22 protein-coding genes and 3 pseudogenes are annotated in these 22,989 nt (G+C 61.5%); 13 read left to right on the top strand and 12 right to left on the bottom strand.

All coding sequences use genetic code 11. The annotated features are described in order from the left end of the window. Nucleotides 1-10 precede the first annotated feature (10 nt). The 7 genes and pseudogenes from FCN77_RS23190 (at nucleotide 11) to FCN77_RS23160 (ending at nucleotide 6,119) form a co-directional block, all read left to right on the top strand. A complete protein-coding gene (locus FCN77_RS23190) occupies nucleotides 11-649 on the top strand; it encodes a TetR/AcrR family transcriptional regulator (protein WP_137324173.1) in 639 nt (212 codons plus the stop codon). 49 nt (nucleotides 650-698) lie between these two features. Further along, entirely contained in the window at nucleotides 699-2,354 is a 1,656-nt protein-coding gene (locus FCN77_RS23185; protein ID WP_175417367.1) for an amidohydrolase, read from the top strand. A 145-nt stretch (nucleotides 2,355-2,499) separates the two neighbouring features. Beyond that, nucleotides 2,500-2,790, top strand: coding sequence for a transposase (locus FCN77_RS23180; RefSeq protein WP_137322234.1), 291 nt, complete (start codon nucleotides 2,500-2,502; stop codon nucleotides 2,788-2,790). A gap of 38 nt (nucleotides 2,791-2,828) precedes the next feature. Next, a pseudogene (locus FCN77_RS23175) lies at nucleotides 2,829-3,497 on the top strand (IS3 family transposase); the annotation flags it as partial. Further along, nucleotides 3,452-3,679 (top strand): integrase core domain-containing protein, encoded by a 228-nt coding sequence (locus FCN77_RS26125; protein WP_175417366.1) that lies wholly within the window; start codon nucleotides 3,452-3,454, stop codon nucleotides 3,677-3,679. The pseudogene FCN77_RS23175 and the gene FCN77_RS26125, both read left to right, overlap by 46 nt. Before the next feature lie 491 nt (nucleotides 3,680-4,170). Continuing rightward, complete coding sequence (locus FCN77_RS23165; protein ID WP_254678710.1) at nucleotides 4,171-4,617, top strand: recombinase family protein; 447 nt, start codon at nucleotides 4,171-4,173, stop codon at nucleotides 4,615-4,617. Nucleotides 4,618-4,796: 179 nt separating this feature from the next. Continuing rightward, nucleotides 4,797-6,119, top strand: a complete 1,323-nt coding sequence (locus FCN77_RS23160; protein ID WP_137324169.1) for an ISL3 family transposase — start codon at nucleotides 4,797-4,799, stop codon at nucleotides 6,117-6,119. Nucleotides 6,120-6,335: 216 nt separating this feature from the next. Here FCN77_RS23160 and FCN77_RS23150 read toward each other — a convergent pair whose 3' ends face one another. The 6 genes from FCN77_RS23150 to FCN77_RS23130 all read right to left on the bottom strand — a co-directional run bounded on the left by FCN77_RS23150 (nucleotide 6,336) and on the right by FCN77_RS23130 (nucleotide 11,239). Beyond that, nucleotides 6,336-7,766: an aldehyde dehydrogenase family protein gene (locus FCN77_RS23150; protein ID WP_137324168.1), complete on the bottom strand. Its 1,431-nt coding sequence runs from the start codon at nucleotides 7,764-7,766 to the stop codon at nucleotides 6,336-6,338. A 345-nt stretch (nucleotides 7,767-8,111) separates the two neighbouring features. Continuing rightward, nucleotides 8,112-8,618, bottom strand: a complete 507-nt coding sequence (locus tag FCN77_RS23145) for a flavin reductase (protein WP_137324167.1) — start codon at nucleotides 8,616-8,618, stop codon at nucleotides 8,112-8,114. Next, entirely contained in the window at nucleotides 8,615-8,932 is a 318-nt protein-coding gene (locus FCN77_RS23140) for an EthD family reductase (protein ID WP_137324166.1), read from the bottom strand. Before FCN77_RS23140 ends, FCN77_RS23145 begins: the two co-directional genes overlap by 4 nt. Before the next feature lie 16 nt (nucleotides 8,933-8,948). After that, nucleotides 8,949-10,064: a styrene monooxygenase/indole monooxygenase family protein gene (locus tag FCN77_RS23135; RefSeq protein WP_217496190.1), complete on the bottom strand. Its 1,116-nt coding sequence runs from the start codon at nucleotides 10,062-10,064 to the stop codon at nucleotides 8,949-8,951. Continuing rightward, nucleotides 10,061-10,192: a hypothetical protein gene (locus FCN77_RS27440; protein ID WP_302646257.1), complete on the bottom strand. Its 132-nt coding sequence runs from the start codon at nucleotides 10,190-10,192 to the stop codon at nucleotides 10,061-10,063. The genes FCN77_RS23135 and FCN77_RS27440 overlap by 4 nt, the downstream gene beginning before the upstream one ends. A gap of 330 nt (nucleotides 10,193-10,522) precedes the next feature. Next, nucleotides 10,523-11,239 carry an IclR family transcriptional regulator gene (locus tag FCN77_RS23130; RefSeq protein WP_175417365.1) on the bottom strand — a complete coding sequence of 239 codons (717 nt, stop codon included), beginning with the start codon at nucleotides 11,237-11,239 and terminating at the stop codon, nucleotides 10,523-10,525. Between the two features lie 358 nt (nucleotides 11,240-11,597). On the opposite strand from FCN77_RS23130, the gene FCN77_RS23125 reads away from it, so the two are divergent. The 5 genes from FCN77_RS23125 (at nucleotide 11,598) to FCN77_RS23105 (ending at nucleotide 16,444) form a co-directional block, all read left to right on the top strand. Continuing rightward, the gene (locus FCN77_RS23125) at nucleotides 11,598-12,746 is read left to right on the top strand and encodes a hypothetical protein (RefSeq protein WP_137324164.1); all 1,149 of its coding nucleotides are present in this window, start codon (nucleotides 11,598-11,600) and stop codon (nucleotides 12,744-12,746) included. Beyond that, on the top strand, nucleotides 12,691-13,641 hold the full coding sequence (locus FCN77_RS23120) for an IS1595 family transposase (protein ID WP_137322286.1): 951 nt from the start codon (nucleotides 12,691-12,693) through the stop codon (nucleotides 13,639-13,641). The genes FCN77_RS23125 and FCN77_RS23120 overlap by 56 nt, the downstream gene beginning before the upstream one ends. Before the next feature lie 93 nt (nucleotides 13,642-13,734). Next, nucleotides 13,735-14,139 (top strand): hypothetical protein, encoded by a 405-nt coding sequence (locus tag FCN77_RS23115; protein ID WP_137324163.1) that lies wholly within the window; start codon nucleotides 13,735-13,737, stop codon nucleotides 14,137-14,139. Nucleotides 14,140-14,255: 116 nt separating this feature from the next. Beyond that, nucleotides 14,256-15,578, top strand: coding sequence for an ISL3 family transposase (locus tag FCN77_RS23110; RefSeq protein WP_175417334.1), 1,323 nt, complete (start codon nucleotides 14,256-14,258; stop codon nucleotides 15,576-15,578). A gap of 74 nt (nucleotides 15,579-15,652) precedes the next feature. Continuing rightward, entirely contained in the window at nucleotides 15,653-16,444 is a 792-nt protein-coding gene (locus FCN77_RS23105) for a hypothetical protein (RefSeq protein ID WP_137324162.1), read from the top strand. 8 nt (nucleotides 16,445-16,452) lie between these two features. On the opposite strand, the gene FCN77_RS23100 is transcribed toward FCN77_RS23105, so the two are convergent. Together FCN77_RS23100 and FCN77_RS23095 are read right to left on the bottom strand one after the other, a co-directional pair. Further along, nucleotides 16,453-17,028, bottom strand: coding sequence for a hypothetical protein (locus FCN77_RS23100; protein WP_137324161.1), 576 nt, complete (start codon nucleotides 17,026-17,028; stop codon nucleotides 16,453-16,455). 366 nt (nucleotides 17,029-17,394) lie between these two features. Beyond that, complete coding sequence (locus FCN77_RS23095) at nucleotides 17,395-17,850, bottom strand: transposase (RefSeq protein ID WP_175417363.1); 456 nt, start codon at nucleotides 17,848-17,850, stop codon at nucleotides 17,395-17,397. A gap of 155 nt (nucleotides 17,851-18,005) precedes the next feature. On the opposite strand from FCN77_RS23095, the gene FCN77_RS23085 reads away from it, so the two are divergent. Further along, the gene (locus FCN77_RS23085) at nucleotides 18,006-19,097 is read left to right on the top strand and encodes an IS630 family transposase (protein ID WP_137324160.1); all 1,092 of its coding nucleotides are present in this window, start codon (nucleotides 18,006-18,008) and stop codon (nucleotides 19,095-19,097) included. Nucleotides 19,098-19,184: 87 nt separating this feature from the next. Here the strand turns inward: FCN77_RS23085 and FCN77_RS23080 are convergent. The 4 genes and pseudogenes from FCN77_RS23080 to FCN77_RS23065 form a co-directional block, all read right to left on the bottom strand. Next, a pseudogene (locus tag FCN77_RS23080) lies at nucleotides 19,185-19,418 on the bottom strand (DUF4913 domain-containing protein); the annotation flags it as partial. A gap of 41 nt (nucleotides 19,419-19,459) precedes the next feature. Next, nucleotides 19,460-20,642: pseudogene (locus FCN77_RS23075) on the bottom strand (IS3 family transposase). A 1,079-nt stretch (nucleotides 20,643-21,721) separates the two neighbouring features. Next, on the bottom strand, nucleotides 21,722-22,048 hold the full coding sequence (locus FCN77_RS27845; protein WP_137324159.1) for an L-rhamnose mutarotase: 327 nt from the start codon (nucleotides 22,046-22,048) through the stop codon (nucleotides 21,722-21,724). A 54-nt stretch (nucleotides 22,049-22,102) separates the two neighbouring features. Next, nucleotides 22,103-22,984, bottom strand: coding sequence for an amidohydrolase (locus FCN77_RS23065; RefSeq protein WP_137324158.1), 882 nt, complete (start codon nucleotides 22,982-22,984; stop codon nucleotides 22,103-22,105). Nucleotides 22,985-22,989: the final 5 nt, after the last annotated feature.

Here is a 22,989-nt window from a genome sequence, read left to right as displayed (position 1 = left end):
GTCTTGAGAGATGCAGAATCCCAGCAAAACCAGCCAGCTAGGACGGCCACGGACACCCAGGCTCTCACGGAAGGCAATCGGCCGCGCGGCACTTGAGATGTTCGAAGAGGAAGAGAGCCTTTCAATCCCGCGGCTCGCGGAACGTCTCGGTGTCCGGCAGTCATCCTTCTACAAGCACGTTACGGGCCGGCAGGAGATCATCGAACTGGCCCGTGGCGCCCTGGTGGAGCGGGCTCCGAAGCCAGAACTGACGTCCGGCAGCCTTGACGATGTCATCCGCCAGACCTTTGACGCACTCCGAACGGCCTACAGCCTGGCGCCGGCGCTCCTCCCCCTCCTGCTCACGCAACCGGTGTCACACCCGGCAGCATTGGAGGCCTACGACCGTTTTGCCGAAGCGTTTGAGCTCGCGGGGACGCCAAGGCATCTTGTCCTTCCCGTTTTGGAAACCCTTGACAGCGCCGCGATCGGCGCGAGCCTCGACGCGATAACCATGGAATCCGCTTGGAGCATCAAGGAAGAGGATCAAGGCACCTTTCCCCATCTGACCGCGGCACAGAGAGCCGTGGCAGAGCACCCCGTGGACCGCTTCAGCTTCCTTGCCGATGTCCTTTCGGCAGGATTGCGGGCCGCCATCAGAGACGCCTGATCCTTCCCGGGCAGGCGTCGAACACCCGAATACAACCAGGAGTCATATCTTGACCACGCCCGAGCCCACAGATCTCATCATCCTCTCGTCCCGTATTCTCTACGGCGAGGAGCTCAAGGAAACGGCCGGCTTCGTCGCGGTCTCCGATGGCCGCATCGTCCTCGTCGGCCGAGCCGAGGCAGCCGAAGAATGGACTGCGCTGGCCAAGCACGTGGTCGACGTCGGCGATGCAACAGTATGCCCGGGCCTGATTGACGCCCACATCCACCCCATCGCCGGGGCGGACATCGCACGTGGCCTTGACCTGAACGGAATCACCGAGCTCGACGCCGTTCGCGCCGCCCTTGTAAAACACGCAGCCTCCACGGGCCACACCGTTGGTTCCGAGTGGCTCTTCGCCTGGGGGCTCGACCCGATCATCTTCGGGGAGGCAAGCTTCAACAACTCCCTCTTCGACGGAATCCTCGATGACGAACTCGTGTTCATCACCCTCTTCGACGGCCACGCCGCGCTCGTTTCCGACGCCGCCCTCAACCTCGCCGGCATCACCGGAGCGGAAGAGCTGCCGAGTACCGGCTATGTCGGCGTCGACCAGCTCGGCAAGCCCAACGGCATGCTCTACGAAATGGCTGCCCAGGACCTCGTCCGCAGCATCCTGCCCCAGCGCTCCTTCGAGCAACGCGTCGACGAACTCGAGAAACTCCTGCGTTCCATGGCCGAGTCCGGGCTGGTAGCGGGCCACATGCTTGACTTCGGCGTCCCGGAAACCATTGAGGTGCTGGAGGCCCTCGAGCTCCGAGGGGATCTCGGCATCCGGCTGCGGATCTCCCCGTGGCTCATGCCCGGCGCCACCGATGAGGATCTGCGGGCCATGCTCGCGATGCAGGGCCGGCACGGCAGGCGCTGGCACGTTCACGGGATCAAGCTCATGATGGACGGCACCATCGACAACGGAACGGCCTGGCTTTTTGAGCCAGACACCCACGGAGAATCCCTCCATCCGCTCTGGCACGATCCTGAGGCCCTAGCAGCAGCCATGAGGTTCTTCCACGAACACCGGATACCCACAACCACGCACGCCATTGGCGACAAAGCCGTCTCCTTCGTCGCGCGGACCATCGGAGACCTTCCCAAGAACGGCACGGTCCACCGGATCGAGCACATCGAGTCCATCCCGGATTCAGTCCTGGAAGAGATCATCCACGCCGGCGCCACCACGAGCCTGCAACCGACCCACTGCACCCTCTACAGCCGCGCCGACCACACAGACAACTGGTCTCGCAGGCTCGGCACCGAACGGGCCAACCACGCCTGGCGGACCCGCGACCTGCGGGACGCCGGAGCCGTCGTTGCCCTCGGTTCGGACTGGCCCATCGCTCCCTTCGACCCGCGGGCCATCATCGCCTCAGCCCAGACACGACGTCCAGCGGGAAGGCCGGACGTCCCACCCGTCCAGCTCCAACAGGCACTGTCCGCGCGTTCCGCGCTCGAAGGCTACACCAGCCAATACTGGCGGTCAGTTGGTGAAGAAGGCGGAATCGTTGAGGAGGGGGCCCGCGCCGACCTGACGGTGGTAGGGCACAATCCACTGACAACAGAGCCGGACGAGTTCGCCCAGACTCCGGTGATCCTGACCGTGGTTGACGGGAAAGTTGTTGTTGATAACCGTCTGGCCCTTGCAACACGAATCGTTCACCTCCGCTAGGCGTAGTTCCAGACCGCCGGGACGAAGGACTTTAGAGCCGGAGAACTCAACGCGATCGCCCCAGGACCCATATCGCTGCGATTCACCTTGCTGCTTCGGTGAGGTGTACTACTGATGTGAGACACAGTTTGAAAGGATTGTGCCCATGTCTTCCCGTCCCAGTTATTCCGATGAGTTCAAGGCCGATGCCGTGAATCTCGTCATTTCCTCTGGCCGTTCGCCCGCCTCAGTTGCCCCCGAGCTGGGGATCTCCGTGACCGCGCTGAAGCGGTGGGTTCAGCTGCATCGTGAAGGAGAGGCCGGGGCCGGCGGCAAGCCTGATGATCCGGTGGATCCCGCGAAATACAAGGCGATGGAGGCACGGCTGCGGGAGCTGGAAAGGGAGAATGATTTCCTGAAAAAAGTTTCGGCGTTCTTCGCCAAAGAACAACGGTAGAGGACCTCTACCGGCTTGTTCAGGAGAAGAACGCCGAATTCCCTGTCACCTGGATGTGCGCCCGGCTGGGCATTCCGCGGGCCTCGTATTACCGGTGGCTGGACCACGAAGAATCACCGACGGCTGCCCGGCACCGTGAGCTGACCGGACTGGTCAAGGCGATGTTCGATTCCTCCGACGGGATCTTCGGCCATCGCATGGTCCACACCAAACTCGCCGCCACGGGTGTGGAGATTTCCGTGGGGACGGTCGCTGCCATCATGGCGGATAACGGCTGGGCGGCCAAGCGGATGCGCGCCTTCAAACGCACGACCATCCCCTCGGACCCGGACAAGGTTTTTGCCGATCTCATCGGCCGGAACTTCACCTCAGATACTCCCGGCACGAAGCTCGTCGGGGATATTACCTACCTGCGTACCGGCGAGGGCTGGCTGTATCTGGCCACCGTCATCGACCTGTGCACCCGCATGGTCGTTGGCTGGGCGATGGCCGATCACATGCGCGCCTCCCTTGTCACGGGCGCGCTGGCGATGGCCCGGGACCGAGGACACCTGGCCCCGAATGCCATTTTCCACAGCGACCGCGGCACCCAATACACCTCCCGGGAAATGGGCGCCTGGTGCACCGGAAACGCTGTGCGTCAGTCCATGGGGCCACCGGGGTGTGCTGGGACAATGCCGTCGCCGAGTCGGCGTTCTCATCCCTGAAGAACGAGTTCTACCACCACCACAGCTTCGCCACCCGGCAGGACGCCCGCCGGGCGACCATGCGCTACATCGAGGTCTTCTACAACCGCTGGCGGCCCCACACCAACAATGATGGGCTGCCGCCGGCAACAGCAATGGCCAACTTCAAGACCAAAAACCAGCCGCTACCTGCGGCCGCCTAACCCAAAAAGAAACTAACCGGCTGTCTCACATCCTTGACACACCCCACGGAGAAAGCGGCGTCCCTTGAGACCGGTCCGGTGAACTGTCCGTGAAGGGGCGCTAAACGGCACACTTCCCGTGTCTGCGAGGACGAGATTTTCGCCCCGCTGACGGTGCCTGACGCGTTGGAGGGCATACACAGGCCTCCTCACGCGGAAGGGCGCTCTCAGGGGCTAGGGCGTGTCTGCTAAATATCGGGATTCCGATGTTTCAAGCTCGGGGTTGAGTAGGAGCCGTGCCGCCGTTGGCGCTAGTGGATCAAACCGGCGGATCTTGGGGTTTGAGGACCAGCGCTCGGGAATGTCACGCTTAGACCGGTGTCGGGAAAGGATCGTTCGCAAGACACTCCAGGTCATGTTCGAAAAGGCACGGAAACACGGAGCTCATTTTGTAACGCTTCCCGTGTACTCGCCTATGTAACGTTCTACCGGGTTAGTGATACGTTTCCGAAATGCGAATCGGATACGGACGGGTTTCAACCCGGGATCAGCACCCCGAAGCCCAACACGATGCCCTGACCGCGGCCGGCTGCCAGCAGGTCTTCCTCGACACGGCCTCCGGAAAGCTCGCCCGCAGACCCGAACTCGACAAGGCCCTGCTCTCGGCCAACCGGGCAGGCGATCAGCTCGTCGTCACCAAACTCGACCGTCTCGGCCGGTCGTTGGAAAACCTCACCGACTTGTCCAACACCCTGCAGGAGCGCGGTGTTGACCTCGTCGTCCTTGACCAGGGCATCGACACATCCACCGCCACCGGGCGGATGTTCTTCCAGATCCTCGGCTCGATCGCCGAGTTCGAACACGCCCTGATGTCCGAACGGACCCGCGACGGGCTCGCCGCCGCCCGCGCCCGGGGCGGACCGGCGGCCAGAAGCCGAAGCTCACTCCCCGGCAGGTGAAGATCGCCCGGGAAATGTACGAAGAAACCGGGACCTTCGCAGATGAGCGTGGTTAGAGCAGTCTGAGACTGCCGCCGGGGCGTTGAACGTTTCGGTGCGGCGTGGTGTGGCGGGAAAGAGGTCAGGGCCTCTTTGAATTGGTAGCGACCAAGCAACCAAAACCACAAAGAGACCCTGACATGAATAACTCTATGTCTTGTTCCCACGGCCGCTGGTGCACGCGCGCGGACGCGTTGCTCGGTGTCCAGGGCATCCACGTCAGCTCCGTCACGGCAACCGCGGCCGGACTGGTTCTGGGCGTCGAAACCGGGGAGGACCTCGCAGGCTGCCCGGACTGCGGCGTCGTCGCGGTCGGCCACGGACGCCGGCAGGTCCGGCTCCACGACATTCCCTGTTTCGGCCGTCCCGTGCGGCTGCTGTGGGCCAAGCGCGTCTGGCGCTGCCCGGACCCGGACTGCCCCAGAACAACGTTCACCGAGGAACACCCGCTGGCAGGACCACGGGCGAAACTCACCGCCCGCGCCGTGACCTGGGCAACCGATGCGCTCCAGCATTTCGATACCTCGGTCTCGGCCCTGGCCCACCAGCTCGGCGTCTCCTGGCACACCATCTGGGACGCGGTGCGGGTGGAGGCATCCAGACGGATCGCTGATACGGGCCGGTTCGAAGGGGTGAATGCGCTTGGCGTCGACGAACATGTCTGGGCCCACACCGGCCCGCCCGGCACCGGAATGGTCACGGGCATCGTGGACCACACCCGCGACGCCCACGGCGTGGTGCATGCCCGGCTGCTTGACCTGGTTCCGGGCCGGTCCGGGAAAGCCTACGCCGACTGGCTCAAAGACCGGGGCAGCGGGTTCACCGCCGGCATCAAGACCGCGGCGCTGGATCCCTTCCGCGGCTACGCCAACGCGATCCGAGACGAACTGCCCGAAGCCATCACCGTCCTGGACGCGTTCCATGTCGTGAAGCTCGGCTCAGCCATGGTCGACGAGGTCCGCCGCAGGGTCCAGCAAGACACTCTCGGGCACCGCGGACGCAAGGGCGATCCGCTCTACGGGATCCGGAGGACCCTGCAGATCGGCGCCGAACACCTCAGTGAGAAGCAGTCTGCAAGGCTGGATATTAAACTCACCGCCGGGGACCCGGACCACGAAGTCACCCTGGCATGGCAGTGCTATCAGAAGCTCCGCAACATCTACCACGCCAGGCCGGAACGGGGCCGTGAACTCGTGGCCGAGGTGACTGCGTCGTTCCCGACCTGCCCGATCCCTGAAGTCGCGCGTTTGGGCCGGACACTCAAGCAATGGAAGGCGGTCATCCTAGCCTACTTCGACACCCAGGGAGCCTCCAACGGGCCCACCGAGGCGATCAATGGCGTAATCGAAACCACCCGCCGAATCGCCCGCGGCTTCCGCAACTTCACCAACTACAGACTCAGATGCCTACTCGCCGCCGGCGGCCACCGCCCCTACCGGATCAAAGACACCAACCATGCCTAAATGCGAAGGGCCAGAAACCGGCACCGACGGCAAGCGGGTTCACACCGTGTCGGCAATCGCGGCCGAGTTCAGTGTCACGAGACCCACAATCTACCGTCATTTCGAGACCCAGAAGGGGTAGCCGGGGGTTCTCCATGAGTGCCATCACAGGACGCGGAACTGCGGCAGATATACGGCGGGGCCGCCTCCCTGTGGAGGGGCCCCGCCGGTTCGTGGCTAGTAGCTGATGATCTGGGGCTGTCCGAGGTGCTTGAGGCCTTCAGTCCCGAACTCGAGGCCGTATCCGGACTGCTTCGCTCCGCCGAAGGGGACGCGGGGGTCCACGGTTCCGTGCTTGTTGATCCACACGGAGCCGGCCTCGATGCGGGCGGCGACAGCGCGGGCGGCTTCCTTGTCGGAGGACCAGACGGAGGCGCCGAGGCCGACGTCGAGGCCGTTGGCCATCGCGACCGCATCGTCGATGTTGGAGTACTTGATGATCGGCAGGGCGGGTCCGAACTGTTCCTGGGCGACCAGCGGGTTGTCATTGTCGATGTCTGCGACGAGGGTCGTGGGGTAGAAGTGGCCCGCCTGCCCGGGCTCGGGATTGCCTCCAAGGAGGATCCTGGCCCCGGCGTCCTTCGCGGCCTGGACGAGGTTGGCGACGATGTCGAACTGGGCCTTGTTCTGCAAGGGTCCGAGGACGTTGTTCTCGTCCAGCCCGACGCCCATCGGCATCCGGGTAGCGACCTCGACCATGGCCTCGCAGACCTGGTCGTAGAGGTCCTCGTGCACGTACAGGCGCTTGAGGGCCGCGCAGGTCTGGCCGGTGTTGATGAACGCGCCCCAGAAGAGGTCTTCGGCGATGGCCCTCGGGTCCGCGTCGGGGAGGACGATCCCGGCGTCGTTGCCGCCGAGCTCGAGGGTCAGGCGCTTCACTGTGTCCGCAGAGGAGCGGATGATGTCCTGGCCGGCGGTGGTGGAGCCGGTGAACATGATCTTGGCAATGCGCGGGTGGCGGACCATCACGGCGCCGATATCGCGCCGGCCCGACACCGCGTGGAGCACGTCGGCTGGAAGAGCGGTGTTCAGTACATGGACCAGGGTCAGGACGGACAGGGGCGTGTTGCCTGAGGGTTTGACGACCACGGTGTTGCCCATGCGCAGGGCCGGGGCGAGCTGCCAGACGGAGATCATCATGGGCCAGTTCCAGGGCCCGATTGCGCCGACGACCCCGAGGGGGCGGTAGTGCAGTTCGGCGCGGCCGCCGTCGTCGTCGACCAGCACCTCGGGCTCCAACTCGAACGATGCCGTGGCCCGCAGCCAGGCGGCGCAGGCCCCAACCTCGAAGCGCGCGTTAGGGCCGTTGAGCGGCTTGCCCTGCTCCCGGGAAAGCAGCACCGCGAGGGCCTCGGCGTTCGCCTCGACGGCATCCGCGGCGCGGTTCAGGTACGCGGAGCGTTCCTCGTGGGACAGTGCTCCCCAAGCCGGTTGCGCGGCGCCGGCCGCGGCGATCGCGGTCTCCAGGTCCGCGACTGTGTGCTCAGGGGCCCGGCCGACCGGCTCCCCGGTGGCCGGGTCCTTGATCTCCCGGCCGCCCTCGGTCGGCTGGACGGCATCGAGTAGGTCCTCGGCGGTTGTGGACGTGGTGGAGGTGTCGGTGGTCATCGTTATCTCCTGTTGGTTAATGGCCCGGGCGGACGGTGTGCTGGGGTGGCGGACGGGAAAGAATCGTGGGTTCTGCTTTGTGGGGGCTCGCCGCCGCCCCGCGCAGTCGGCGGCGAGCCCGCCTTGGGCCGTCCCATGTATGGGGCCGCCCCATCCGTTTGCGGTTGCTCCGGCGAGCAGGTGCTGGCCCAGGGTCGTTGGAGCATGGTCACGAACTGCGGACCGTCACCGGTGCCTTCGGGTACGGGTCGGTGATGCGCGGCGTATCGGCGAACTGCTGGGCGGCGTCGTCCCGCCCGGCGCGGAAACCGGTGCGTAGAAGAAGTGGCCGGCGTTGGTGACCGGTCAGATGGCTGTCAGTTCACTGACGCGGTGGAAGCCGCGGTCGTAATACACGAGACCCTCGGCGTCGTCGCGGATGTGGATGGAGTCGATCTCCACGAACATGACTGAATGGGTCCCCCGGGACAACGTGTCCCGGATCCTGCCCACCATGGCGACGCGCGCGTGCCGCAGGGTGGGCGCGGCGGCATCGTCATCCCAGATGTCCCACGCGAAGCGCTCCTGCATGGGCACGCTCGTGGCTCCGGCGAAGTGGCGGGCGAGCTCGGACTGTTCGCTTGCGAGCACATTGATGGCCACCACGCCGTTGGAGGTGAACACGTCGTGCGCGGCGCTGCGCTGGTTCACGCACACCAGGACGGTGGGCGGGGAATCCGTCACCGAGCAGACGGCGCTGACGGTGATGCCCAGCCGCCCATGCGGCCCCTCGGTGGTGACAATGTTGACCGCAGCTGCGAGGTGCGCCATGGCCTGGCGGAATTGCAGCTGGTCCGGCTTCAGGTCGCTCATGAGAGACCTCCACTCGACACTGCGTAGTCGAGGACGATGGCGCCGCCCGTGGCGTAGTTCGGCACGTCGTCCCCGACGGCCTGGCCCTCGGGGGAGGCCATTGCGGCCCGGAACGCTTCGGCGTGCGCAAATTCGGCCTCGAAGACGGCGAAGTACGGTGCCGTTCCCGCCGGGCCGTCCGAGACCTCCAGCGAGTACCGCCAGCCGACGAGTCCGGGGAGCCGGGCGGCCAGTGGGAGGTGGTTCGCCGTGTAGTAGTCGATGAATTCTTGCCGGTTGTCGGGTTCGGGGTACAGCACGATTAGCTTGTGCATTTGTCTGGTCCTTTCGCTAGTTTGCCGGCACCGTGGTCCGGGCGGCGGCGCGCTCGATCGCTGCGTCCACCCTCGCCTCGCTGCCGAGTAGATCGATCTGCCGGATGGGGTAGTTGAAGTTCTCTGTAAACTCGTCGGCCAGGGCCTGGTTTCCGACCATGGCGGTCAAGAGCGCCGGGATCTGCGGCATGGGGGGATTGTGGATCATTGTGTTGATCCAGTCGTTCGCGGCCTCGATGCGCTCGGCACGGCGGCTGGCGACCTTCTTCATGAAGCGCTCGTCGAAGACCTCGTCCTCGAGGACCGCGTCGCCCACGACCCGGGCGGAGTAGGCTGCGGCGTTGGCGCCCTGTGCCTGGACAGGGTCGACTGTCAGGTGGACGTCGCCGAGGGCGAGGAGGAACTTCCCGTTCGGGAGCCGCACGTAGTCTTCCCGCAACACGGGCGTCACTCCGCCCTGGAGGATGTCCTGTTCGCCCTGGATCCGGAACCCATCGACGTCGACGCGTTCCATTACGGTCGGGTGGTAGCGCCCGAGCACGTCCAGCGTCAGTTTGCGGTAGGCCTCGGGGTCGTCCTCGAACCGCTGGTCGGTGAGCACTTCCTGGGGTCCGCCGGGCACGCTTTCGAACAACAGGGCCATCACCGGTCCCGAGAATGACCACATCGGGATCGCCAGGAGTTCGCCGACGCCGGGGATGATACTTATCTCCACACCGTTCGGATCTCGGCGGGCAACACCATGCCAGAACCCGACCGCCAGCTTTCGCTGCGGACGGTCATACGGCGACTTGTCGGTTCGTTTGGGGAACATCGCCCCGATCTCGCCCTTGCCCGTCGATACCACCACCAGGTCGTGCACGTCTGTCAGCGCGTGGATCTCCCCGGCGGACAGGTCTCGGTATTCCATCACGCCGCCGCGCTCGGTGAAGTCCTCCATCAGCCGGGGCAGATAGATGCGGTAGTCGAGCGTACGCGACGGGGCCGTGAATTCGCCGGCGTAGGTGCGCTCATCGCCCCAGCCGTTGTGGTGGTAGTGCGCGCTGTACGTGTACTCCTCACCGGGCCAATGGTCTATGCCGAGATCGGCCTCCAAAGCCAGGGTGACGTGCATGTGGGCGACGCTGTTCATGACCCGCCCCCGCGAACCTGCTCGGCGGTCCTGTTGGTGTAAATGGTCACGGGAATGCCGTGCTGGCGTAGTTGCAGACCAAGGTGGAGGCCCGCGACGCCTGCACCGATAATGCCGATGTTCTTCATAGTCCTGCCTTCTGCTGGGACGTCATTGTCCAGGCCGCAAAGCGACCCAGAAGCGTGTGCTCTATATAGGAGCAATCTTATAGATACTGCTCTATATGTGAGCTCTACTGTAGCGACAGTGGTGCATGTCACGCAAGAGCGTCGTGCATTTACTTGGGCAGTTTGCGGCAGTCGCCGGGCGCGAGGAGGTGAGGCGAGCTTTACGCCGAACGGCCGGCTGATGGACAGCTGCCCCGCGGGCGGGACGCGGCCGGTACGGAGTCGGGCTGCGCGTGGGCGGTGAAGTTCCCGGCTTGGCCGCATGGGAGGAAGCCTCCAGCGGTCCGGACTTTAGTGCTGCCAGACCTCGGACGGCAGGACAAGCCGAGCGCTGTAGGTCCGGAGCTCGCGCGCGACCGTCGTGGCCTCGGCGTCGCCAACGGGGAATAGCAACGAGAGGCTGGCTTCCTGCCCGTCCGGCATCCTGATCGGGACGGACACCGCCTCCAGGCCGACGAACGGCTGACCCTTAGTGTGGACGATGCCAGTCTGCCGGGCGAGGGCCGTCTCGTCCGACTCATCCTCCCGGGGGTCCCGGAGTGCGAGGATGGCCATCCCTGGTGCCCCGCCGTTGAGTGGGAACCGCGTTCCGGTCCGGATGGCGACCGAGGCGGGCCGCTGTGACGGCCGTGTGGACGCCAAGACGACGGCATCGTCCCTCTGGGGACCGCAGAAAATTGCCGTTGCGGCCGTCACGTTGGACAATTCCTGGAGCACGGCGGCAACCTGCACCTCGAGATCGCCCATACCGGACTTCGCGAGTGCAGCCATGCCCAGTCCCAGCAGGTACTTCCCGTCGGAGGCGCGGGCGATGAGCGAATAGTCCTCGAGAGTACGGAGGATTCGGTACACGATGGACCGGTGCAGGCCGAGTTCGTCCGCCAGCTCCTGGCTTGTTCGCCGTTTGCCGTCCGCAAGAATTTGCAGGGCGTCCAAGGCGCGTTCCAGGGTCTGGGACCGCACGCCTCGGTTCGACTTGGGGTCCAGCGAAGCCCGTTCGCTACTCAATGCCCCCACCTTCTCCCACGTACCTTGCCAATAGCTTATCGGAGTGATCACCCACCCAATCGTTTGGAACAGGTGGCTCAGTTCTCAACCGTCACAATGGCTCACTTTTCGACCGTCACCGACACCGTACGCGGCCCCTATCTCAAGGCAACTTTCTTGTGGCCCAAGAAGGATGGAAACATCATCCCCACTGAGGGGTCTTGGCGTAAACTTCAAATCCAGTGAAAGAGAGAATAACTCATGACTAACGCCTGCTACGAAAAATCCTTAAGCAACGGATCAACAGTGTTGCAGGATACGACGAAATGTAAAGCAAGGGGTATGAAGGACAACGCAATCGACTTTAACCTGCGTGCGCATGGTTATCGATGCTATGAAAGTTAGAGACACTCCTCAAGGACGCCGACTTTTAACGACAATGAATCGGTCGCTTACGCTTGTCCGGGTTATCCGTTTTCTACGTTTATACACCCCTACCATTCTCATATTGGGCCTCACACGTTCTGCACTTTATTTATTACTTTCTTATTTCAGTCGAGCATATGACGCCCTCGACATCATTCCAAGGTTGTGGTTGTATTGCACGCTCACAAATGCTGAAACATATAAGGAATCTGAATGGAAACCCGAGCTTTCAGCCCCCGAGTTTTTTGCGCTCGTCATGGTTTCGCGCAAAAAGCCAAACGCAGTCTATTCAAAAAAACAACATATTGCAGGCATTAGAGTTATAAAGTTAATTAGTAACCTTGTACACGTGCTCTACGTTGTACAGCAGCGACGAGTGGCCATGCAAATGCACAGTAAGAGCCAGCCATCAGCTATCCACACTCCTGGGTTTGTTGCGCCAAGAATAAGGCTCGGTTTTTTGGCGCGCGAGCTTCACCTGCGCAACGCTCACTTTGAGGACAAAGAAATAAAGATGCTGCGCACGCTCTTTTCGGGTGCCGTCCACGCTGAATTAATCGCAAGACTGGGATTTGGCTTAGAAGATGTACTCCTCGTCCGCCAAGCTTTCCTTGAACGTATGGTTCCGCCACGCTATGAAAGCTACCTAGACCGCGTCTCATTCCTAGGTGATAAGGGCGCTGCGGCAGATCTCATGCTATTTATGCAAGCGATGGAATCCCAGCATGATGACGACGAACGAATGACGGCAATTGCAAAACCAGCAAAAATGGGGTCATTTAGCCTGGAGGAGCTCAAAGCCGCAACCGGGATCGATCCAGACACGCTAAACGAAATACTCCTCCGAATGTCCATAGACTTAGACGGTGGTGAAGGTAAGCTCACGGACGACTTTCTAAACGGAGAAAACCCTCTGGTTACTCGACCGTTCATTCGGACCGCCGCCGGCGACGGGCAGATTCGGTGGGTCTTGGTGCAGCCGTCGTGGATAATCTTTGGCATAAGGCGCGTAGTGGGTATCCGGTTAGCTCAGGTAGTCTGGCTAGATGTCAAGACCGGATTTTCCGCGGACGATTCTGGAGTTCCAGGCACGGTTTGGTGACGAGAAGGCGTGTCTGGACTATCTGGCTGAGTGCCGCTGGCCGGACGGCTACGTGTGTCCGCGGTGTCAGGGTCGGTATGCCTGGCCCCTGGCGGCGCGGGGACTTTGGGAATGCGCCGCCTGCCGTTACCAAGTCTCGCTGACGGCCGGTACTGTGCTCCACAAGACCCACACAGCGCTGCATTTATGGTTCTGGGCGGCCTACCTGATGACGACGGGTACCCCGGGGATCTCCGCCCGGCAGCTGCAGCGACAGCTCGGATTGTCCCGGTACGAGACGGCGTGGACCATGCTGCACAAGCTGCGCCGGGCTATGGTCAACCCGGAACGCACCTTGCTGACCGGTGAGGTCGAGGTGGACGAGTGCGAGGTCGGCGGTCCTGAGATCGGCAGACGCGGCGGCAGGAGCCTCACAGCCCGGGCCACGCAGGTCGTCGTCGCAGTGGAGGTGCGCGGCCAGGGCTCGGGAAGGGTGCGAATGAAAGTGATCCACGATGCCTCCGGTGACACTCTGACCGGTTTCGTGATGGACACCGTGGCCCCTGGGGCCATCGTGCATACTGACGGGTGGATGGGCTACGCCCCCTTGGCCAAAAAGGGCTACACCCACCGCCCTCGCTCCCAGCGGGCTGCCAAGAAGGCCGGCGACACCGACCCGGTCCTTCCCCGCGTGCACCGCGCCATCAGCAACCTCAAGACCTGGCTGCGGGGAACCCACCGCTCCGTAGGCAATGAACACCTACAGGTGTACCTGGATGAATTCACGTTCCGCTACAACAGGCGCGGCACGCCCATGGCGGCCTTCCAGTCCCTGCTCGGCCTCGGCACTACGCAAGCACCGACGACCTACCGCCAAATCACTGCCCACGATCCGGGATCGGACCCCGTTACCTGAGCTAACCGGATACCCACTAGGCGCGTTTTCGAGGCGGCTCTGTACGATCCGCAAAATCAGGAATACCTAGCCCATAGAAGCAAGTACTTGGAGGTGAGAGCCCTAGAACTTCTTGAGAAGGCGGTGCATCCTGACATCGCACTGGCAAACGTGTGTTACTACCGGGACTTCGCGTCAAACAAAGTTGTTTATGAGACTGACGGTCTTCTTATTTTAGATAATATTGCAGTAGTTGTAGAAGCGAAAAGCAATCGTCTCCGCCCGAACGCCCACAATGTTCTAGACCCACCCGAACTTCTGTGGCAAGCCTTAGAGCCGCTAGTCAAAACAGCTGTTGAACAAGGTGAACGAATTAGGCCGTTGTTATTGGACAACACTCATCTACGCATTAGTCGCGCAACTGACTTCAAGATGAAGGCGCAGGTTGAGGTTATAAAGAAGAACATGCTCCTCGACGTAAGCGGCCCTTCGCATTTAGGCATGGTTAGGGCTGGCTGAGAGCACCGCCGCGTGGCATGGTGCGGAGCGGTGCGGCGTGGTGCGGCTGGAAAGAGGTCAGGGCCTCTTTGAATTGGTAGCGACCAAGCAAACCAATACCCAAAAGAGACCCTGACATGAATAACTCTATGTCTTGTTCCGGTGGCCGCTGGTGCACGCGCGCTGATGCTCTGCTCGGTGTCGAGGGCATCCACATCAGCTCCGTCACGGCAACCGAGAACGGCCTGGTTCTGCGCGTCGAAACCGGGGAAACCCTCAGCGGCTGCCCGGACTGCGGCGTCATCGCGATCGGCCACGGACGCCGGCAGGTCCAGCTTCATGACATTCCCTGTTTCGGCAGGCCGGTGCGGCTGCTGTGGGCAAAGCGGGTCTGGCGCTGCCCGGACCCAGACTGTCCGGGGAACACCTTCACCGAGGAACACCCACTGGCAGGGCCGCGGGCGAAACTCACCGCCCGAGCAGTGGCATGGGCGACCGACGCGCTGGCCCGGTTCGACACCTCAGTCTCAGCCCTGGCCCACCAGCTCGGCGTCTCCTGGCACACCGTCTGGGACGCCGTCAAGGCAGAGGCCACCAGACGCATCGGAATCACGGACCGGCTCGCCGGCGTGGACGCGCTTGGCGTCGACGAGCATGTCTGGTCCCACACTGGCCCGCCCGGATCGGGCATGGTCACCGGCATCGTGGACCACACCCGCGACGCCAACGGCACTGTCCATGCACGGCTTCTCGACCTCGTGCCGGGACGGTCCGGGAAGGCCTACGCTGACTGGCTCAGAGCGCGCGGCGAGGAGTTCACTGCCGGTATCAAGACCGCTGCGTTGGACCCGTTCCGCGGCTACGCGAATGCGATCCGCGACGAACTACCCGAAGCCATCACCGTCCTGGACGCGTTCCACGTCGTCAAGCTCGGGACGGCCATGGTCGATGAGGTCCGCCGCCGGGTCCAGCAGGACACCCTCGGGCACCGCGGACGCAAGGGGGACCCGCTCTACGGGATCCGTCGGACCCTGCAGATAGGCGCCGAACACCTCACCGACAAACAAACCGCAAGACTCGATGCCAAACTCACCGCCGGGGATCCGGACCACGAAGTCACTCTGGCCTGGCAGTGCTACCAGAAGGTCCGCAACATCTACCATGCCCTTCCGTCGCGGGGACGGGAACTCGTGACCGAAGTGATCTCCTCATTCCCGACGTGCCCGATCCCGGAAGTGGCCCGGCTCGGCCGGACACTCAAACAATGGAAGACCGCGGTCCTCGCCTACTTCGACACCAACGGCGCCTCCAACGGGCCCACCGAAGCAATCAACGGCGTCATCGAAACCACCCGCCGCATCGCCCGCGGCTTCCGCAACTTCACCAACTACAGACTCAGATGCCTACTCGCCGCCGGCGGCCACCGGCCCTACCGGACCAAATCGACCAACCATGCCTAAATGCGAAGGGCCACGTAAGCGCTGTCACCGAGGTCTATGTTCTGGCAGTTACCTTAGAGGACCTCAATCACATTGTGACCGTTTCGGAGGACCTCGCAGAAAGCTTGCTTTGCCCTCCGGGAACAGAGACACCTTTACTTCTCAACATTCACGATTTGGAGGTGCTCCAAGAGGTTCTCGATAGGCCTAGTGAATTCATCCACTACCTCAAACAACGCCGGGCCTCTGCTGCTAAGATCCTAGCCAGGGACGAGTTGGACTACTTGATGCACTATGTGTCTTGGGGACTATCTCCGGCTTCAGACGATACGGAGCTTACTCCGGGCCTCGCCGATGATCTACTCGATTGGTACGGTCATAAAAATGGCGAGCGGCGTAGCGTGGCAAGTAGGCCGAGACGCATAGAGGAACCGGTCGTCAACCTATTGCTCAACGTCCTGGAACGCAATCGGCCACCTGGGTGGCTGCGAGTGAGCGAAGCCATACTCAACCTCGATAAAGCGAGCCGGCAAATTGCCAACTCGGTTCCGCGTGAGGTAAAGAAATCGACCTTGGACTCACATGAGGATTGTTCCCAATACGTGGAGTTCCTGGAAGACGGACAAGCGAGCTTGGGGATATTCTTCTTTTGTCTTGCAGCGAAGACGGAATATTCGGACGCGGAGGAGGCTATCCACGGCCTCCTAAGACTTCGACAGTATGCATCCAAGTTAGGTGCTGTAGCGGCGGTTGTATCTTTCGAAAACAGTGAACAATTATTTAACGCCTGTATCTTTGACGCTTCTAAGTGGGAACCAGATGAGGAGGCAGAATTGGCGGTTGAAGAAGCACTGCGGTATAAGTTGCTTGGTTTCGGAAGCGTATGATTTAGTGCTTATTGTTCCGCTATTTCAGCATTGAGGGCTGAGCGAACCTGCTGATTTTTGATCAAATCCAGATTTGCGACATCGCGTTGGTCAAGCAACTTCGATTTCGGATCGAGAAACGTTACAAGAAGCCGAAGGTTCGCGCCGAGGGCAATTAGTCGATCCCAGCTTAGTTCGTTGATAGTAGTCGCCTCGAGGAGGAATTTATCCAGATCGTCGAACCACTTCCGAAACCTCGGATCATTGGAAAACAAGGTTGCAAAATCGGTAAATTCTCGCACTCGGCCCTGTTCCGTAAGCATCTTTTCACCTATCGCTGTTAGCATTAGGCGGGGAACACCTGACGCGCCTATATCGTCTGCGTCTGCTGCTACCGTGCGGAAATATGCAAAGCTGGTCATCGCTCGGAAAGGTCCATATACTTTAGCATTAAAACTCTTTCCGCGGTTCGTGGACTCATGAGGTAGATATCCCAATTCACGTTCGATGGAGCGGACAATCGCGAGAAACTCCCCGAAAATGAACAGTGTGCTGATTTTATAATGATCCGAACTGGCGTACCACCCCCTGTCGGCGTTGCGCACGAGGTTATTTATCCGTCGCTCAAGATTATCTGCTGCGCGAATTATTGGCACAGAATGCTGCTTAGTAATCGCGTCAATCGATCGGTTTGAGTTCAATCGTGGACGCAGTACGTCTTCGAAGATAAACTTTGAGGATGCTCCAGTTAGTCCTCCGATAACCCCGGATAGGACTAGCCAGAATAGACTGTATTGTGCAAACGACTGGTTCAACCAATCCAGATTCATTAGCTCCACCGTGTTCTCTCGCGCTTTAGCGTAGTACAGCTACTCTCGGCTGCGAATCTACACAAGTAAAGAGGCTCTTCACGGTTCGTGGGGATTTCGATCCCTGGGATGCGTGTCATGCCGCCGTCCGTACGGCACTTCTCAGAAGAATAACCGATTTGAAGTCGGTGGCGTGCGGTACCCGCGGGCGGTGCGTTTGATGTTTTGGATCGCGGTGTTGTTGGCCTCGACCTTGCCTGTCGTAGCGCCGGTATTGATCAGCACCTCGATCTCCTTCCACCATCTGCAGACAGTGCGGTAGAGCCTTTTCGTCTCCGGCCTCGTAGCTGCCGCGACGAGCTCTTCGAGTTTTATTTTGGCTGCCGCGGCGTCCTCCAGAGAGCCGCTGCGCAGCAGGGCCCTGAGTTGTTCCTTGACCTTCCAGACCGCCTGCGGGGTGCCCGCCGGATCGTTGACGGTGAATACTTCCTCCAGCCGATTGGCTGCTCTGGGGCTGAGCGAATCGCCCGGGCGCAGGAGCAGCATGCGGTGGGCCGAGGCTTTGTCGACGGCCCTGCACCGGCGGCCCTTGACCTGCTGGGTACGAAGTCCTCCCACGACGGCCCGGATGCGAAAGGGGTACGTCTGTGGGCGGCTGAGATGGCATCCAGGTAAACGCGCGCGGTCGTATCCAAGCGGATGTCGTCGAGAAGTACGAAGCCGCTCACTAGTGTCCTGCGCCTTAAATTCGCTTCGTAATTGTAGAATGGGGTATGGCGAGTGTTGGGCGGCCGAAGGCCCCTTTGGAACTGTCGGATGAAGAGCGGGAAACCCTGTCCCGGTGGGCGCGGAGGGCCAAATCGGCCCAGGCGCTGGCGACGCGCTCCAGGATCGTGCTGGGCAGCGCCGAGGGCCTGAGCAACGTGGAGGTCGGCGCCCGGTGCGGGGTCGAACCTCATACCGTGGCGAAGTGGCGGCGCCGTTTCCTGGAGCGTCGGCTGGACGGGCTGGTCGATGATCCCAGACCCGGCCGTCCGGCCAGTATCACCAGTGATCAGGTCGAGGATGTCGTGGTCGCGACGCTGGAATCAACGCCGAAGAACGCCACACACTGGTCACGGGCGAAGATGGCCGAGCGGTCGGGGCTCTCAAAGTCAACGATCGGGCGGATCTGGAGGTCGTTCGAACTCAAACCCCACCGCGCCGACGGGTTCAAGCTCACCAACGACCCCTTCTTCGTGGAGAAGGTCTATGACGTCGTGGGACTCTACCTGAACCCGCCCGAATCCGCGGTGGTGCTCTCCGTAGACGAGAAATCGCAGGTCCAGGCGCTGGCCCGGTCCCAGCCAGCCTTCCCGATGATGCCCGGCCTGCCGGAGAAGCGCACCCATGACTACGTCCGGCACGGGACCACCACCTTGTTCGCGGCACTGAACACCGCGGACGGGTCCGTGATCTCGTCCCTGCACCGCAAACACCGGGCCATCGAGTTCAGGAAGTTCCTGGCCAAGATCGACGCACAGGTCCCCGAGGGCCTGGACGTGCACCTGATCTGCGACAACTACCAAACCCACAAGACACCCGGCGTGAAGACCTGGCTGCAGAACCACCCGCGGTTCCACATGCACTTCACCCCGACGTACTCATCCTGGCTGAACCAGGTCGAGCGGTTCTTCGGCTTCGTCACCGAGGACCTGCTGCGGCGCAGCGATCACCGCAGCGTCCAGGCCCTCGAGTCCGACATCCGCAAATGGGTCAGCGAGTGGAACACCAGCCCCACACCCTTCACATGGACAAAAACAGCAGAACAAATCCTCGAATCCATCGGCCGACTTCTGAACCGAATTTCAGGCGCAGGACACTAGAACCAGAAAAAGCAAAATCAGGGTTGGAACCGATAACCGATTCCAGCCCTGATTTCTTTTTTAAGTCGCGTCCTGTAGGTGTCCCTGTCAGCCCGGAATAGTCCGAACGTCTGGGAACCATCCCGCCGGGGCTTTTCTGGGTTCGAGGTGTTCGGGGTCGCGGTGTTCTTTCATGCCGCAGTTGTAGAACGGTCCCTGTGGGTCCAAGAGGACTTTCATGTGGTGGTCTGCATGGTCCCGCCACCAGACGCTCATGCCGGTTGCCGGGTCGAGGCGCAGGTGCTCCCAGGAACGCCACAAGGCTGCCACGCGGGAGACTGAGCTGCTTCGGGGATTTCGGACAGCGGAATTAGTGGATACTTCTACGCTGCCAGGGCTGGCTGTTGATAACCATAGTGGACTTCGTTGGGCCGACGGTAACCGAGCGCGGAGTGACGGCGCCGGCTGTTGTAAAACCCCTCGATGTAGCGAATGATGTCGCTCCGGGCTTGTGTTTTGGTCGCGTAAACGGTCCGGTAGACGCGCTCGTTTTTCAGGGCTGAGAAGAACGATTCGGCCATGCTGTTGTCCCAGCACACGCCGGTGCGTCCCATCGAGGAGCGCATGCCCAGGCCGGCTACCAGGGCCCTGAAATCGGTCGATGTGTAGACGCTGCCCCGATCGGAGTGCCAGATCGCGAGAGGCTCGATCCCGGTTGTAGCGGCGGCGTTCTTGAGCGCGTCGGCGACGAGCTCGGTGCGCATGTGATCGGCGATGGACCAGCCGACGACTTTCTTTGAATAGCAGTCGATGACGGTGGCGAGGTAGACGAATCCTTGCCAGGTGTGGATGTAGGTGATGTCGCCGACGAACTTCACCCCGGGGCGGTCGGCGGTGAAGTCCCGCTTGAGGAGGTCGGGCATGCCCGCGGCTGCCTCAGCATCAGCCTCGGTGGTGACGCGGAACGGGCGTGGTTGACAGGCCACCAGGCCTTGGTGGCGCATGATCTGCCGCACCAGCTCGGGTGAGCACTCGGTCTGTTCCGCGGCGAGATCGGCGTGGATGCGCCGGTACCCGTAGGTCCCGTCGGACGCCTCGAAGTAATGCCGGATCCGCGCGGTCAGGGCCTGGCGGCGGGCCGCTGTGGCCGATTGCGGGCGGGTGGCCCAGTGATAGAAACCGGACGTTGACACGGCCAACCAGCGGCACATTTTCACGACCGAATTCAGATTGGCGGGCTCGGCTTTTTGGGATTGATGAATTCATACTTGCTCACTACCGCTGCTCCCGCGCGAAGTAAGCGCTGGCTTTTTTCAAGAAGGCAGTCTCCGCCCGCAGCTCTTGAACTTCACGCTCGAGCTCCTTCAGCCGGGCCCGTTCCGACACCGTCAGATCCGCCTCCGTGCCGCCGTTGGCCGCGCGGTACTTGACCAGCCAGTTGCGGAGCGTTTCGGGGCCGACACCGTATGCGGTGGCCACGTCCTTGATCGGCTTGGACGTGTTGATCACCTCGCGGCACAGCTCGTCCTTGAACTCCTGGGTAAATCGCTTCCGTGATGCGGTCATGCTGATCTCTACTTTCGGTAGACCCCCATTTTAAGAGGGCCCACTGTCCGAGATCTCCGCGGCAGCTCAATCCGGGATAGCCCAGATCAACGAGTTTTCCGTGCACAACGTCCCCGCGGATCTTCCCGCGGGACTGCTCGACCAGCGACTTCATCTGCGGCAGGAACGGGTCGGTGATCCGGCCCCGCTGGCGGGCGACCGGCGCCTGGACGCCTTCCTGCCGGGCCTTCACATACGAACGGACAGTGTTGTGCGAAACGCCGCAGATCTTCGCGGCATCCCGGTACGACCGGGTCAAATCATAAGCAGCTAAAATTTCCATGAACTCTCCTGGAGACTTCACATCAAGCCCCTTCCTTCCCACGATGGGTGAAACAAAAAACGATTGGCATCGCTATTTCACCGCGGAAGGAAGGGGCTCTCCCCGTAATGACACGGGGGATGGACAAGGGAATCCCAGCAAGCCCCGGCCACACGCACGGCCAAGAACTGGTCAAAAGTACTTGCAGCCATTGGTCAAAACCACTGCCGCGAACGGTCAATCCAAATTGCCGTCTCTGGTCAGTTTAAAGTTGCAGCTAACACACCAGGACGGCTTGATCGGTACCCACCTGTGAGCGTCGTTATTCGGTTGGTAGAGGGGTGTGGGCGAAGTCGGAATTGTTGCTGATCCGGATTGGTGCTAATTGTCAGGTTTACGTCCAACCACGGCACCCGTTCGACATGGCCCCTTGCAGAATTCGAAGGTCCGCACTGGCCCGATCGCTTTGAGGGTCGTGTCTGCTGCAGGACGGGCAGGGAACTATCGAGGGGAACGCATGTCGCAACTACGCCACACGAAAAACCAGCGACCCCGTCAAATGGCCTGAATCATGACGGCGCTGCGCCTAATACCACCAAATCGCGGCCCGGTGGACAGACGGAGGAATCTGCGGCTACTGCTACCAGCAGGCCAAAAGACCCCGAGGCACATGCGCCTGCGGCCACGACTGCTTTCTGCCCGGATGGCTTCGAGGTCCTAATCCGCTTCGCGGAAATGTTTAAGTCCGGTCGGTACGTTGTCCACCTCGTCAGGTCATTCAGTCGAGGTGCCAGATTTCTTGGAGCCTAAACCACTGTTCGTTATCAGGCGTTCCTTCCACCCGTCGCTGCAGGGGGTCCGTGAGTTTCCACCATTCCCGGGTCTTCGGGTCCTGTGCAATGGTCGCAGAAGCATGGGCAAACGATGTCGCAGAGTCTATTTCGAAGTATGCGAAGAGCATTTCATCGGCCAGAAAAATGCTGTAGTTCCGGATGCCCGCGCGGGTTAGTGTGGCTTCCACCTCTGGCCATACAGACCGGTGAAGCCGGAGGTACTCCTCTTGGTTCGATCGCGGCAGATCGATTCTTTGTGCCACACGTTCCATGCTGCCCTCCGGTTCGTTGTTGCGAGTTTAAATTTGGTTTGGACTTGCAAAGTGCTAACGGTGATCCGGATCAGTTCCGGATATCCGGGTACCTTTCAGCCGGTATATACGGGTTGCGGTCCCTGACCAGAATTGCTCCCGTGCGTGGGCTGGCCAGGCAGAAACAATCGAACTGAGGGCGGCAAACATTCGCCTGTACCCACCAGCTGAGATTGACATTGGCCAGTCTCCGCCGTAGAGGAGCCGTTCCGCTCCGAACGCTTCCAACGCAGTTTCGACTATTCCGGCCACCTGGTCTACGGTCCATGCCGATGCTAACCCTGTTGTGGGGTATAAGCCTGAAACTTTCGCGGCGATGTTCGGCTGTTCTGCCGCAGCGGCAATGAGGTCCTCCCATCGTCGTAGCTCCCGCACCGGGGCATTTATTGGGGGTTTTCCGAGATGATCGAGCACAAACATCAACCGGGGATGGCGGCCTGCAGCTGTGATCAGCCGGGAAATGGCTTCCGGACCGCTCGTAACAAAATCGAACGGGAGCCCGTGCTCTTCAATGATCGTGAGTCCGTCATCGAAAGCGGGGCGAAGCGCCCAGTCGGGATCGGTCCGATCGTGGATGAGGTTCCGTATGCCCACGATCTCGGGACATTGAACCAGTTTGGCGAGATGAACCGGGGTTTCTGCCGGGTTCTCGAGGGGAACCCAACCGACGACACCGAGGATTTCCGGGTGCGCTGCAGCGACTTCGAGCATGTTGCGTGTATCTTCGGCGTTATCTGCCGACTGCACGAGGAGGACGCCCTCCACGCTCAGATCAGCCAGGACGGGCGCGATCTCATCGAACGAGATGGTGCGGTTGACGTCCGGCAGATGCGGACCCAGCCAGTCATATGAGACTCGTTGAAGATCCCAGACGTGCATATGGGAGTCAATAATCACAGTGC

Source organism: Arthrobacter sp. 24S4-2 (assembly GCF_005280255.1).
Taxonomy (GTDB): domain Bacteria; phylum Actinomycetota; class Actinomycetes; order Actinomycetales; family Micrococcaceae; genus Arthrobacter.
The sequence above is the reverse complement of the archived record's forward strand: the minus strand, read 5'-3'. Positions and strand labels throughout refer to the sequence as shown.